This window comes from Flavobacterium sp. I-STPP5a (assembly GCF_009764685.1).
GTDB lineage: Bacteria > Bacteroidota > Bacteroidia > Flavobacteriales > Flavobacteriaceae > Flavobacterium.
In genome coordinates this window covers 37,379-51,727 of record NZ_VHLM01000032.1, presented here as the reverse complement: position 1 = coordinate 51,727, position 14,349 = coordinate 37,379, and the positions used below count along the sequence as shown (strand labels likewise).

Genomic DNA, 14,349 nt, shown 5'->3' with positions numbered 1-14,349 from the left:
TTTTGATGGTAATTTGCCTGCATATATCAATATCACCAACGGTAAAACAGCTGATAATAAGGGAGCTTACGAAATTCCCCTTTTAAAGGGCAGTGTGATTGTTGCAGACCGATTTTATAATGACTTTTCCCTTTTGAATATTTGGGACAGCAACGAGGTGTTTTTTGTAATTAGACATAAAGAGAATTTACAATTTACTACAGTGAAAGAAAATGAATTACCTGAAAATCGTCACGAGCACATCATGAAAGACGAATTGATTGAATTGAAAAATGAGCCTTCAAAAAATAAATATCCAAAGAAATTAAGACGGGTAGCGGTGTGGGATGAAGAAAATGGACAAGTTATTGAACTTATTACAAACCAGTTTTATTGGTCTCCCAACACTATTGGGGAATTATATAAAAGCAGATGGCAGGTAGAAATCTTTTTCAGAGATATAAAGCAGCTACTTCATATAAAATCGTTTATAGGAACATCCGAAAATGCTGTTATGATTCAAATTTGGACGGCTTTAATTACCATTCTCATTCTAAAAGCATTAAAAGCACAATCAAAATTTGATTGGTATTTATCCAATTTAGTAGCTTTCATACGATTGAATCTTTTCGTTAAAATTGACTTGCAAAAATGGTTAGATAAGCCATTTGAAGAACACATAGAGCCTCCTCCAGAAAACATACAGGGGGTTCTGTTTTAAAAAATGACCATTTCTAAGGTGTAAACTCAATGAAATGGGCGGATTTTATATGATGTAATTTTATTTAGGACAGGATTGATTCAAAACCAACTATTTTTTAAATCAAATAATAGTTGGTTTTGAATCATTGCTGCGGATAAAATTATTAAAAATTACTCTTTATTTAATCGAATCATTACTATCATTTTAATTCTAAAAAAGGGCGTGTTGATGAAAGTGAAAAATCTCCTGAATCTATTTTAAAAAATTTCTCAAATCCTCATATGTTTTAATTTTAACACTCACTTTTTCTTTACCTAAAACATTTTCTATCTGGATTGGTATGGGTAATTTAATGTTTAATATAGGTTCAACAGTATCCAAAAACTTAATTGGATGTGCAGTTTCTAAGAAAACACCTATTGCATTTGGATAATTTTCTAATTCTTTTTTTAAACCAAGATAGCCCACAGCTCCATGAGGTTCTGCAATATAACCGTTGGTGTCATGAATGGTTTTCATGGCTGTTAAAGTTTCAGCATCAGAGAATGTAAACGAAGAAAAGTCTTTTTTAAATTCCTCCAAATCATTTTGGTACATTTCCTGAATTCGAATAAAATTACTTGGATTCCCGACATCCATTGCATTCGAAATTGTAGCTTTGGAAGGTTTTGGATCGTAAATTCCATTTTCTAAAAATCTCGGAACTGTATCGTTTACATTCGTTGAAGCTACAAAATGTTCAATGGGTAATCCCATTTTTTTAGCAATAATCCCTGCGCAAATATTCCCAAAATTCCCACTTGGACAAGAGAAGACAAGTGGTTTGTTCTGTTTTTTTAATTCCTTGTACGCAAAGAAGAAATAAAACATTTGCGGCAACCAGCGCGCAATATTGATGGAATTTGCTGATGTTAAGTTTTTATGTTGTAGACTTTCGTCCAAAAACGCTTTTTTTACCATATCCTGACAATCATCAAAAACGCCATCCACTTCTAGCGCTTTTATATTTTGTCCCAAAGTTGTCAATTGTCTTTCTTGAATATCACTTACTTTACCCGATGGATATAGTATAATGACTTCAACGCCTTTTACCCCAAGGAAACCACTGGCTACAGCACCGCCTGTATCGCCAGAGGTGGCAACTAAAACCGTATTTTTACTATCGGACTTATCTTTATTGAAATACCCCAAACAACGAGACATGAATCGCGCGCCTACGTCTTTGAAAGCCATTGTTGGGCCATGAAACAATTCAAGAGAGTAAATGTTTTTTTCAACTTCAACAATAGGAAAATCAAAGCATAATGTTTCGGTGATGATTTGTTTTAAAGTAGTTTTTGGAATTTCATCACCTACAAATTGTTGAATCGCTTCAAAAGCTATTTCTTCGTTGCTTAAATTTTCGATGGTTTCAAAAAAAGTAGTTGTTAACGGGTTAATGGTTTCTGGAAAATACAATCCTTTATCAGATGCTAATCCTTGTATTACAGCTTCTTTGAAAGAAACTTTGGGTGCGTTATGGTTTAAACTGTAGTATTTCATTTTTATTTGCTTTACGCAGTATGCTTTATGCATTAAGCTTTTTGCCTAATGCCTAATGCTTAATGCTTATAAAATTATTTTCATTCCCTCATCATTTACTTTTGAAACATGAATTTCATATGGTAAATTCATTTCGTTGTATACGGCGCTCATGGCTTTTGCGATTTTATCAGCGGTTTCCTTTCCTTTGCTTAAAGCAAAAATAGAAGGACCAGAACCTGATATTCCTGAACCTAATGCGCCATGCTCGTAGGCTGTTTTTTTGATTAAATCAAAGCCGGGAATCAACACACTGCGCAAGGGTTCAATGATTTCGTCATGCAAGGACCTACCTATTAAATCATAATCTTGTGTGTATAAACCAGCAATCAACCCGCCTACATTTCCCCATTGAATGATGGCACTTTTTAAGGAAACGGTTTGTTTTAATACGGAACGAGCATCTGATGTTTTCAACTCAATTTGAGGATGGACCACGGTGGCGAACAATTCAGATGGACTTTCTATTTTTATAATATCCAGCGGATTTGAACTTCTTACCAATGTAAAACCTCCTAAAAGGGCAGGAGCAACGTTATCTGCATGTGCATTTCCACTGGCTAATTTTTCGCCTTGCATCGCAAATAAAACCAATTCTTTTCGAGTAAATGGACGTCCCAATAATTCATTAATTCCAAAAACAGCACCCGCTGCACTCGCGGCACTGCTCCCAATTCCGCTTCCAGCTTTGATGTTTTTGTAAATTTCGATTTCAAAACCAAATTCGGTTTCAACCGCTTCCAGCATTGCCAAAGCGGATACTCCGGCAACATTTTTTTCTGTTTCCAATGGTAAATTAGCACCTACAATCTTAGTAATGCGAATCCCTTTGATATTTGATTTTCTGATAACCATTTCGTCACCAGCTGTATCAAGACACAATCCTAACACATCAAAACCACAGGATAGATTAGCAATTGTAGCTGGGCAAAATATTTTTATTTCATTCATATTATTTTTGTTTCAGGTTTCAGGTTCTAAGTTTAAAGTTCGCTCGAAACTTGAAACTTTAAACCTGAAACTAAATTTTTAAATATTTCCAATTCTAATTACATCTGCAAAAATCCCCGAAGCGGTAACAGCAGCTCCCGCGCCAGCGCCTTTGATTAATAAGGGTTGGTCTACGTAACGGTCTGTAAAGAACAATACAATATTGTCTTTTCCTTCCAAGTTGTAAAAAGGATGGTCTTTAGGGATGAATCGCAATCCTACATTTGCTTTTCCGTCTTCAAATTGCGCTACATATTTTAATCGTGATTCTTTGCTTAACGCTTCTTTGTAAATGGATTCAAAATGTGCCGCATGTGTTTGTAAGGATTTGAAAAAAGCTTCATTATTAGTTGTCTCCAAACATTCAGCAGGCATGAACGATTCGTTTACAATTTCGTCAATTTCCATTTTATAACCGCTTTCACGAATTAAGATTAATATTTTTCTAGCTACGTCAATTCCGCTCAAATCTATCTTAGGATCTGGCTCTGTAAATCCTTGGACGCCAGCTTCTTTAACTACATCATAAAAAGTGTTATTTTCATCGAAATTATTAAAAATAAAGTTCAAACTTCCTGATAAAACGGCTTGAATTTTATTTACTTTATCGCCAGATGCAACTAGATTTTTTACCGTATCTATAATTGGTAATCCAGCGCCAACATTGGTTTCAAAAAGAAAAGGCGCATTGTATTGCCTTGATAATTTTTTTAATTTTTTGTAGTTTTCGTATTCTGATGCGCAAGCAATTTTGTTGCAGGTTACAACAGCAATATTGTTTTTTAAATAGTGTTCGTAGGTTTTAGAAACACTTTCATTTGCTGTGATATCTACAAAAATACTGTTGCGTAAATTGCGTTCTTTAACTTGTATAAAAAACTCCTCTTGGTTTGCCGGCTCGCCTGTTTCTAGAGCAAATTGCCAATCTTTTAACGAGATTCCATCTTCATCAAAATACATTTTTCGGGAATTAGACAGGGCTATAACACGCAGGTTTATTTTTAATTTTTCTTTAAGGAATTTCTTTTGTTGGTGAATTTGTTCTATGAATTTTTCTCCTACATTGCCCACGCCCATTACGAACAAGTTCAGCTGCTTGGTGTTTTCTTCAAAAAAGTTTTCGTGTAAAACATTTAATGCTTTTTTTACATCTCTTTCGTTAATTACAGCCGAAATATTTCTTTCTGAAGCACCTTGGGCAATTGCGCGAATATTGACATTATTTTTACCCAAAGTACTGAACATTCTACCGCTCAAACCTTGATGATTCTTCATGTTCTCGCCTACTAAAGCTATGATGCATAGGTTTTTTTCAACAATACATGGATTAATTTTATTTTGCAGAATTTCAACTTCAAAGGCAGCATTGATAGCTTCTTTGGCCACCACAGCATCTGAGTTTGAAATTCCGATACAAATAGAATGTTCAGATGAAGCTTGAGTAATAAAAATTACGTTTATTTTGTGATGCGATAATACTTCAAAAAGCCTTTTGGAAGAACCAGAAACACCAATCATTCCGGAACCTTCAACTGTAATCAAAGTAATGGCATCAATATGTGTGATTCCTTTTACGGGAGTAGATGACGCTACAATTTGATTCGAAATATACGTTCCTTCGGCTTCTGGTTCAAAAGTATTTTTGATTAAAATAGGAATGTTCTTTTTTAAAACAGGCTGTATTGTTGGCGGATATAAAACTTTAGCTCCAAAATGAGATAATTCCATCGCTTCTTGATAGGAAATGTACGCTATGGGTTTGGCTTGTTTTACAATTCTGGGATTGGCAGTAAACATTCCGTTAACATCAGTCCAAATTTCTAACTCACTGGCATCAATTGCCCCTGCCAGAATAGCGGCAGTGTAATCCGATCCTCCGCGTCCTAAAGTGGTATTGATTCCGTCTAATGAAGCGGCTATAAAACCAGGCATGACTATTACTTGTTTTTCATTAGATTTAAAAAAATCTCTAATTAATGTATTTGATACTTCAAAATTAACGGTTGCTTTACCAAAATCGGTATTGGTTTTTATCAATTCTCGGCTGTCTTTATACCCGCTATTTGGGCTAAGTTGCTGCATTCCTTCGGATATGATAAAAGAGGAAAGCAACTCGCCAAAACTTAGGATAGTATCTGAAGTACGAGCAGATAATTCACCTAAAAGGTAGCATCCATCAAGTAAAGTTTCAAGATGATTAATGATTCTCTTAGTTTGGCTAAGCAAACCGCTTTGTTCTTGTATAGGTATTAGTTCTTTTAAAACTTCAAGATGTTTTTTTTCAATTTCGGCAAGAATAATTTTGTAATTTTCATCTCCTAAAGCTGCTTTTTGGGAAGCAAGTTGTAGCATATCAGTAACTTTTGTAAAAGCGGATACTACTACAATTATTTGTTGGTCTTGGGATTGGTTCATGACAATTGACATTACCAATTTTATATTTTGTGCATTGGCCACAGAAGTGCCTCCAAATTTGAGTACTTTCATTTTTTTGTAGTTTAGTTTTTTTTATTAACGAAGGACCATAGTCGCTAGGTGAATTTATTGTGAATAGAGCATTATTTGAGTTTTACCCAAGTTAAATTAACTTTAAATAAAGTATACGTATAGGATTATATGAAATTGTGCTACCCCTAAGGGGTTGTTGTAGTTGTAAAAGCACCAAAAGTTCCTTCCCATAATAGGGTAGTAGAGGTAGTATTATATGTTGCTTTAATGTGTTTCATTGGTTTACCAAAAATACATTATTTACTTTATAACCAACTTGTTTGAGTCATTTTTATGAAATTTAGATTATCTAAAGTATAAATTAGGGATTGTTAAATTTCAAGTGTAATTAAGTTAGCAAAATCATATAATTCTTAATTTTTACGTTTTTTTAGGGTTAAATCCTATGATAATAGTTTAATATTTGATAATAGTTGTGTGTTAAACAATATAAAAAAAATCAATATCAAAGTTGTAAAATTTAAAAATGAAATTTTAAATCGTTCTAACAAGATTACTCAATTATTTGAAATATCAATAAGTTTAAAAATTAATTTTTGTTTAAGCTGGACATTTAAATAATTATGAATTTATGTTGTGTACTAATTAAGAATTGATCAAATTTACTTTTTAAATATGAGACAAATGAATAATACGCATTATATTAGCAATGAGTTGCTTACGATTGAATCTTTGGCTAAAATTATAAAAGAAAATAAATTTCTAGCTTTATCAGATGAGGCTAAAATTAATATACAGAACTGTAGAGCATATTTAGACAAAAAAATGGAGTCACAAATAGAGCCAATTTATGGTATAAACACCGGATTTGGTTCATTGTGCAATGTGAAAATTTCAAATGAAAACTTGTCTAAACTTCAAGAAAACTTGGTGCAATCACATGCATGTGGAACTGGAGATGAAGTTCCTAAAGAGATTGTTAAGTTGATGCTCTTGTTAAAAATACAATCATTAAGTTATGGTAACTCCGGAATTCAACTGGAAACAGTGGAGAGGTTAGTGTCATTTTATAATAATAATATTTTACCCGTAGTTTATACACAAGGGTCTCTTGGTGCAAGTGGTGATTTAGCACCATTGGCGCATTTATCTTTACCAATCATTGGTCAAGGTGAGGTTTATTACAAAGATCAAAAAGTTCAAGCAGAGTCGGTTTTAAAAGAATTTAACTGGGCTCCAATTGTATTAAAATCAAAAGAAGGATTAGCATTGTTGAATGGTACTCAATTTATGAGTGCTTATGGGGTTTATATATTGCTAAAATCCAGTACATTATCCTACTTTGCAGATTTTATTAGTGCTGTTTCTTTGGAAGGTTTTGATGGAAGAATAGAGCCTTTTAATGAGCTGATTCATTTTATTAGGCCTCACAAAGGACAAATTTTGACAGCAAAAAACATGATTCATTTTCTGTCAGGCAGTGAAATTATAAAACAACCCAAAAACCATGTACAAGATCCGTACTCGTTTAGATGTATTCCTCAAGTTCATGGAGCTTCAAAAGATGTTTTTGAGTATGTAAAAAAAATATTCACCACTGAGATTAATTCGGTTACCGATAATCCCAATATCTTTATTGATGAGGATCAAATCGTTTCTGGGGGGAATTTTCATGGTCAACCCCTAGCTATGGCTCTTGATTTTATAGCAATTGCCCTGTCAGAGTTAGGAAGTATTTCTGAGCGTAGAACCTATCAATTAATATCAGGAAATAGAGGATTACCTGCTTTTTTAGTTGATAATCCGGGACTTAACTCAGGATTGATGATTCCGCAATATGCAGCTGCAAGTATTGCCAGTCAAAATAAGCAATTGGCCACGCCTGCCAGTATTGATAATATTGTTTCGAGTAATGGTCAAGAAGATCACGTGAGTATGGGTGCTAATGCAGCTACAAAAGCCCTTCGTGTTGTTGATAATTTAGAACGTATTTTGGCTATTGAACTCCTCAATGCATCACAAGCAATAGCATACCGAAAACCACTAAAGTCCAGTATTTTAATCGAAAGTTTTATAGAGTCTTATCGCTCTGTAGTGCCTTTGATTACTGAGGATAGGATTCTGCACTACGATATTTTAGAGACAGTGGCTTTCTTAAATACTTATCCAGTTGAAAATAATTTGTTAACAATAGCTTAACGTTAGCAATTAATAATGAAGTAATTTTGCCTGACTAAAATTAAATCAAATGAACATTAATAATTTTTTCCAATTTTTGGTTCCTAAAGACAAAAAGTTCTTTCCACTTTTTGAAGAAGCATCTAGTAATTTAATAGAAATAGCTACAAATTTACATGAAGCTGTAAATTTACCTTTTAAAGAACGTGAGATTCTTTTTCAAAAAATAGATGTTTTAGAACAAAAGGGAGAGGACATTACACGTCAAACAAACCTTGAGTTGAGTAGAAATTTCATCACTCCATTTGATAGAGAAGATATTCACTCTTTAATTACTGCAATTGATAATGTGGCAGATAATCTTCATGGAGCGGCAAGTAGAATGCGCTTGTACCAAGTGGATAAAATCACTAAATCAATTCGTAAATTAACGGAGATTAATCTTGAAGCATGTCAAAATATTGATGTTGCTATAAGAGAATTGAGAGATTTAAAGAAAATGAAAAACATTACTGATGCTTGTGTTCGCATCAATAAATTAGAAAATAAATCGGATAATGTTTACGATAAAGCTGTTTTGGATTTATTCGAAAACGAAACGGATGCTAAAAACATTATCAAATATAAGGAAGTACTTTCTGTGCTAGAAACAGCTACAGATAAGTGTAAAAGTGTAGCAGCAGTATTAGAATCTATTTCTGTAAAACATTCTTAATTAATTTCCTTTTTTTTCTGAAATCATTCTTATGGACTTCACCTTACTTATAGTTATTATTGTTTTGGCTTTGATTTTTGATTACATCAATGGTTTTCATGATGCTGCCAATGCAATAGCTACAGTTGTTGCAACAAAAGTTTTGTCGCCATTTCAAGCAGTAGTTTGGGCTGCGTTTTTTAATTTTTTGGCTTATTGGGTTTTTGGTTTTGGAGTGGCAGATACTGTTGCAAAAACAGCCAATACGCTAGAGATTGATCTTGTTGTAATATTAGCGGGAGTTATAGCGGCAATTATTTGGAATTTATTTACTTGGTGGCAAGGTATTCCATCTAGTTCCTCACATACACTTATTGGAGGTTTTGCTGGTGCAGCTATTGCTCACGCTCTTGCTGTTCATGGATTTTCAGGTTATGCTGTAGGTGCAGGAGCCGATATGCATACCGCGTATTGGTATGACACAGTAAATTGGTATTCGCCAGGTAAAGATGGAGGGTTTCCTTCAGGGGTATTAGTGATTATTGCTTTTATTGTACTAGCACCATTATTAGGAGCATTGATGTCTTATTTAATATCTATTTGGCTTTTAAATGCTTCTAAAAAAAGTATTTACCCAAAGATTTTTACAGTTTGTTTGATGTTATTAACGATTTGGTTCGTAGAGTCTCAAATGGTGTATTATGCTGATATTAAAAAACCGCGTTTTGATTCTCATTTTTGGAGTGTGGTGTTTGAGTCGCACAATATAAAATGGTTTTTAGTTGCTTTTATTATCTTATCAGTAAGTGGGTTTGGATTGCTATTTAGTAGTTTAAACTTACATCAATCTACTGCCTGGTTAAAAAAGATGCAATTGTTGTCATCAGCAGCATTTAGCCTTGGACATGGGGGTAATGATTCTCAGAAAGTTATGGGAATTATTGCAGCAGCAGTTACGGTTTATATACAAACAAGTGGATTGAGTCAAGAAAGTCTTCCAGATTGGTTAGATGTTGTTTTACCAAATGAAGAAGGAGTTTTTAAAATGCCAGAATGGATTCCTCTAGCTTGTTACTCTGCTATAGCGGCTGGAACATTGAGCGGCGGTTGGAAAATTGTAAAAACAATGGGTTCAAAAATCACAAAAGTAACTTCTTTTGAAGGAGTTGCAGCAGAGACTGCAGGCGCGCTTACGTTGTATTTTACCGAGCATTTTAAAGTTCCAGTAAGTACTACTCACACTATTACAGGTTCAATAATAGGTGTTGGATTAACAAAGAGAGTTTCGGCTGTTCGATGGGGTATGACAGTGAGTTTGATTTGGGCTTGGGTATTAACTATTCCTATATCGGCAGTATTAGCGGCGCTAATTTATTATATCCTCTGTATTTTTATATAAATAAGACCCATAAAAAAAACAGTATTGCTTTGAAATATTGTAATCAAATACTTGTTTAGTTTTATTGTTAAGTAATTTGCTCTAGCTACTTTGGCCTTGTAGCTAGAGACTATTTAAAAGACTATTTCAAATCTGTTTTTTGATGAAAATGTTTTTCAATGGCTTTTATCATCTCGCCAGCAATATCTTTGTTTGTAGCGCCCTCTATTCCTTCGAGTCCTGGAGATGAGTTAACTTCTAATAGTAACGGACCTTTTGAAGAACGTATTATATCAACACCTGCTACTTTTAAATCCATTGCTTTTGTTGCCTTAATGGCAATTTTCTTCTCCTCTGGCGTGACTTTAATTACAGAGGCTGTTCCTCCAAGATGTATATTAGCTCTAAATTCTCCTGGCATTGCTTCCCGCTGAATTGCGGCAACCACTTTCCCGTCGATGACAAAGCAACGAATGTCTTTTCCGTTCGCTTCTTTAATGAATTCTTGAACTAATATATTTGCATTCAAACTTTTGAACGCATTGATGACGCTTTCTGCAGCTTTTTTGGTTTCAGCCAATACAACACCTTTGCCTTGTGTTCCTTCAAGTAACTTAACAATTAGCGGTGATCCTCCAACCATTTTAATTAAATCATCCGTGTCTAATGGTGAATTAGCAAATCCTGTAGTGGGAATTTCAACGCCATGATTTAGCAGTAATTGTAGCGAATACAGTTTGTCACGAGATTGCGTAATAGCATTTGATGAATTCAAGCAATATACTTTTAAAGCTTCAAATTGTCGTGTTAAGGCACAACCATAAAATGTAATGCTAGGTCTAATTCTTGGGATAATAGCGTCAAATTGATTTAAAATTTTTCCGCCTCGATAATGAATTTCAGGTGTTTTGGCGTCTAATTTCATATAGCATTCCTTGATATTTAAAAAATGCATTTCATGACCTCGCATTTCACCCGCTTCCATAATACGTTTGTTGCTATATAGTTCTGGGTTGCTTGCTAAAAGACCTATTCGTAATCCTGATGCAGCTTTTTCTGAATTTTTATATAATTCTTTTAGAGTGTCTGTTGTAGGTTGACCTAGTAGGTATTTTTGTTCAGGATCTACGAGTACTCTTCCGCTCATTGCCTCGCGACCAAGAAGCATTCTAAAACCCATTGAGTCTCTGTTAGTCAAGGTCATCTCAATAGGCCATTGTGAGGTTCCTATCTGTAAATTAGTTTGAATCACATAACGTTGTTCTCTAAAACCGCTAGAGCTTTTTACAATACGTTTATCAATCAAGGGAGCTTCACAATGAATGACAGTTTTCAGATTATTCTGTATTGGATTAATGTCGAATTTCACCCAATTACTATCATTTTTTATAAATGGAGCAATGTTTATTGCGTGTAATGCGGAGGTTTTTGCTCCTGAATCTACGCGTGCCTTTATTGTAGGAATTCCTAGTTCAGGAAATGAACACCATTCCTCACTACCTAAAATAACTTTATTATCTGACATACCTGTTTTTTTTAACCTTAATTTAAAGTCCAAATGTAGATATTTGTTTTTAAAAATAAGGATCTTTTGTAGTAAACAATAAACCCGTTATGTTATGAAAACGTAACGGGTTTATGCATAAGAATCTAAAATAATTTATGAGTTTGAAGCTTCGCCAGCTTTGTGAACTTGTACCGTTAATTCTTGAGCTCCCTCTTCAATGTCCATGAAGATTTCGTCACCAACGCTTATTTTTGAAGTAATAATTTCTTCGGCAAGTGTGTCCTCTACATATTTTTGAATGGCTCTTTTTAGCGGTCGAGCACCAAATTGTTTATCAAAACCTTTATCAGCGATAAAAGCTTTTGCTTTATCAGAAAGATTTAATTGGTAACCTAATTCGGCAACACGTGCAAATAATTTTTTCAATTCAATTTCAATAATCAAATCAATATCATGTTTTTCTAGTGCATTAAATACAATTACATCGTCAATTCGATTAAGGAATTCTGGAGCAAAAGTTTTTTTCAATGCATTTTCAATGATACTTTTAGAATTATCATCTGCCTGTGATACTTTAGCAGCGGTTCCAAATCCAACTCCTTGTCCAAAATCTTTCAATTGTCTAGCACCCACATTTGAGGTCATGATGATAATTGTATTTTTGAAATCAATTTTTCGACCAAGACTGTCTGTTAAAAATCCGTCATCAAGAACTTGTAGTAACATGTTGAAAACATCAGGATGTGCTTTTTCAATTTCATCTAACAGTACAACACAATACGGTTTTCTTCTCACTTTTTCAGTAAGCTGACCACCTTCTTCATATCCTACGTATCCCGGAGGTGCGCCAACTAAGCGTGAAATAGCAAATTTCTCCATGTACTCGCTCATGTCTATGCGTATCAAAGCATCTTCTGAGTCGAAAAGTTCTTTGGCAATTACTTTCGCTAATTGTGTTTTTCCAACTCCAGTTTGTCCCAAGAAAATAAAAGAACCAATAGGTCTATTAGGATCTTTTAATCCAGCACGATTTCTTTGAATAGAGCGTGCAATTTTCATTACAGCTTCTTTTTGACCTATAACTTTACCTTCAATAAGTTCTGGTAATTTAGCCAGTTTATTACTTTCGGTTTGGGCAATACGGTTTACGGGAATGCCACTCATCATAGAAACAACATCGGCTACATTGTCCTCTGTAACTTCTATGCGATTGTTTTTAGCATCTTCTTCCCATTGTTCTTGGGCTATTGCTAAATCTTTTTCGATGCGTTTTTCATCATCTCTAAGTTTTGCAGCCTCTTCGTATTTTTGTTTTTTTACAACAACATTTTTTAGTTCTCTAACTTCTTCAAGTTGTCTTTCTAGATCTAAAATTTGTTTAGGAACTTCAATATTTGTAATGTGTACTCTCGATCCAGCTTCGTCTAAAGCATCAATGGCTTTGTCTGGTAAAAAGCGGTCAGACATGTAACGATCTGTAAGTTTAACACAAGCTTCGATTGCTTCCTGAGTGAACGTTACATTGTGGTGGTCTTCATACTTATTCTTGATGTTGTTTAGAATAGTAATTGTTTCAGTTACCGATGTTGGTTCTACAATTATTTTTTGAAAACGTCTTTCTAAAGCACCGTCTTTTTCTATGTACTGGCGGTATTCGTCAAGAGTTGTAGCACCAATACATTGAATTTCTCCTCTAGCTAGTGCTGGCTTGAACATATTTGATGCATCGAGAGAGCCTGTAGCTCCACCTGCGCCTACAATGGTATGAATTTCATCAATGAATAAAATGATGTCATCATTTTTTTCTAGTTCATTCATAACCGCTTTCATGCGTTCCTCAAATTGTCCGCGGTATTTTGTTCCAGCAACAAGACTTGCAAGATCAAGTGTTACTACACGCTTGTTGAATAATGTTCTAGAAACTTTTTTCTGAATGATGCGTAATGCTAAACCTTCAGCAATTGCTGATTTCCCAACTCCAGGTTCTCCTATTAATAAGGGGTTGTTTTTTTTACGACGGCTCAAGATTTGAGAAACACGTTCAATCTCTTTTTCGCGTCCTACTACTGGATCTAGTTTTCCTTCTTCGGCCATTTCTGTTAAATCTCTACCAAAATTATCTAAAACAGGAGTTTTTGACTTCTTGTTAGACTTATTGGCTGGATTGCTGAAAGTTCCTTCTTTAAAACTGTCATCTTGTCCTGAATCGTCATTGTATGATTCATTTCTAGGTAAATTTTCGGTAAAATCGTCTTCGCTTGGAGTCATATTTAAATACTGTTCTTTAGCTATATCGTAATCAATTTTAAGTTTATTCAATAGCTTTGTTGTGGGATCGTTTTCGTTTCTTAGGATGCATAATAAAAGATGTGCAGTACTAATAGATATACTTTGAAAAACCTTGGCTTCTAGAAAAGTAGTTTTTAGAGCACGTTCAGCTTGTCGCGTTAAATGCAAGTTTTTCTTTTCAGTATTTGTATCTATTCCTGGTATTGCTGGGCTTAGTATTTCTACTTTTCGTCGCAAATGGTCTAAGTCTATATCAAGACTGTTTAAAATCTGGATTGCTTTTCCGTTTCCGTCTCTAAGTATGCCTAGCATTAAGTGTTCTGTGCCTATAAAATCGTGACCTAGTCGTAAAGCTTCTTCTTTACTGTAGGTGATAACGTCTTTTACTCTTGGTGAAAAATTATCATCCATAATATATATTTGATATCGTAAATTTAGTGAATTAAGTATTGAAAAACAAAAACCGTTCCTATTCCAATCCTATGTCAGCTAAGTGACAAAATTTATCATGATTTTAAAGTTAAATTTCCCTTAAATTATTAACTAATTCGACTCTAATTATTGTTAATAAATCATATAAATAAGTCCTATAAAACTAGTGA

At 34.1% G+C, this 14,349-nt stretch carries 9 protein-coding genes; 4 read left to right on the top strand and 5 right to left on the bottom strand.

All coding sequences use genetic code 11. The annotated features are described in order from the left end of the window. A partial coding sequence (locus FJV36_RS07175; protein WP_158728099.1) for an IS4 family transposase occupies window positions 1-700 on the top strand: 700 nt, incomplete at its 5' end. 234 nt (window positions 701-934) lie between these two features. Here the strand turns inward: FJV36_RS07175 and thrC are convergent. The 3 genes from thrC to thrA form a co-directional block, all read right to left on the bottom strand. Continuing rightward, a complete protein-coding gene (thrC, locus tag FJV36_RS07170; RefSeq protein ID WP_158730542.1) occupies window positions 935-2,224 on the bottom strand; it encodes a threonine synthase in 1,290 nt (429 codons plus the stop codon). A gap of 66 nt (window positions 2,225-2,290) precedes the next feature. Then, entirely contained in the window at window positions 2,291-3,214 is a 924-nt protein-coding gene (locus FJV36_RS07165) for a homoserine kinase (RefSeq protein ID WP_158730541.1), read from the bottom strand. Between the two features lie 78 nt (window positions 3,215-3,292). Then, the gene (gene thrA, locus FJV36_RS07160; RefSeq protein WP_158730540.1) at window positions 3,293-5,740 is read right to left on the bottom strand and encodes a bifunctional aspartate kinase/homoserine dehydrogenase I; all 2,448 of its coding nucleotides are present in this window, start codon (window positions 5,738-5,740) and stop codon (window positions 3,293-3,295) included. Window positions 5,741-6,385: 645 nt separating this feature from the next. Here thrA and hutH point away from each other — a divergent pair. The 3 genes from hutH to FJV36_RS07145 are packed head-to-tail and all read left to right on the top strand — an operon-like array spanning window position 6,386 to window position 9,972. After that, entirely contained in the window at window positions 6,386-7,900 is a 1,515-nt protein-coding gene (gene hutH / locus FJV36_RS07155) for a histidine ammonia-lyase (protein WP_158730539.1), read from the top strand. Window positions 7,901-7,949: 49 nt separating this feature from the next. Further along, window positions 7,950-8,594 carry a DUF47 domain-containing protein gene (locus FJV36_RS07150; protein ID WP_158730538.1) on the top strand — a complete coding sequence of 215 codons (645 nt, stop codon included), beginning with the start codon at window positions 7,950-7,952 and terminating at the stop codon, window positions 8,592-8,594. A gap of 31 nt (window positions 8,595-8,625) precedes the next feature. After that, complete coding sequence (locus tag FJV36_RS07145) at window positions 8,626-9,972, top strand: inorganic phosphate transporter (RefSeq protein WP_158730537.1); 1,347 nt, start codon at window positions 8,626-8,628, stop codon at window positions 9,970-9,972. Between the two features lie 121 nt (window positions 9,973-10,093). Here the strand turns inward: FJV36_RS07145 and rimK are convergent, their stop codons facing one another. Next, window positions 10,094-11,476: a 30S ribosomal protein S6--L-glutamate ligase gene (gene rimK / locus FJV36_RS07140; RefSeq protein WP_158730536.1), complete on the bottom strand. Its 1,383-nt coding sequence runs from the start codon at window positions 11,474-11,476 to the stop codon at window positions 10,094-10,096. A gap of 135 nt (window positions 11,477-11,611) precedes the next feature. Further along, complete coding sequence (locus FJV36_RS07135) at window positions 11,612-14,158, bottom strand: ATP-dependent Clp protease ATP-binding subunit (protein WP_158730535.1); 2,547 nt, start codon at window positions 14,156-14,158, stop codon at window positions 11,612-11,614. Window positions 14,159-14,349 lie beyond the last annotated feature (191 nt).

What these genes read in the sequence shown, in the direction of transcription:
- thrC (WP_158730542.1), bottom strand. Translation starts at nt 2,224, where the DNA reads ATGAAATACTACAGTTTAAACCATAACGCACCCAAAGTTTCTTTCAAA.
- FJV36_RS07165 (WP_158730541.1), bottom strand. Translation starts at nt 3,214, where the DNA reads ATGAATGAAATAAAAATATTTTGCCCAGCTACAATTGCTAATCTATCC.
- thrA (WP_158730540.1), bottom strand. Translation starts at nt 5,740, where the DNA reads ATGAAAGTACTCAAATTTGGAGGCACTTCTGTGGCCAATGCACAAAAT.
- hutH (WP_158730539.1), top strand. Translation starts at nt 6,386, where the DNA reads ATGAATAATACGCATTATATTAGCAATGAGTTGCTTACGATTGAATCT.
- FJV36_RS07150 (WP_158730538.1), top strand. Translation starts at nt 7,950, where the DNA reads ATGAACATTAATAATTTTTTCCAATTTTTGGTTCCTAAAGACAAAAAG.
- FJV36_RS07145 (WP_158730537.1), top strand. Translation starts at nt 8,626, where the DNA reads ATGGACTTCACCTTACTTATAGTTATTATTGTTTTGGCTTTGATTTTT.
- rimK (WP_158730536.1), bottom strand. Translation starts at nt 11,476, where the DNA reads ATGTCAGATAATAAAGTTATTTTAGGTAGTGAGGAATGGTGTTCATTT.
- FJV36_RS07135 (WP_158730535.1), bottom strand. Translation starts at nt 14,158, where the DNA reads ATGGATGATAATTTTTCACCAAGAGTAAAAGACGTTATCACCTACAGT.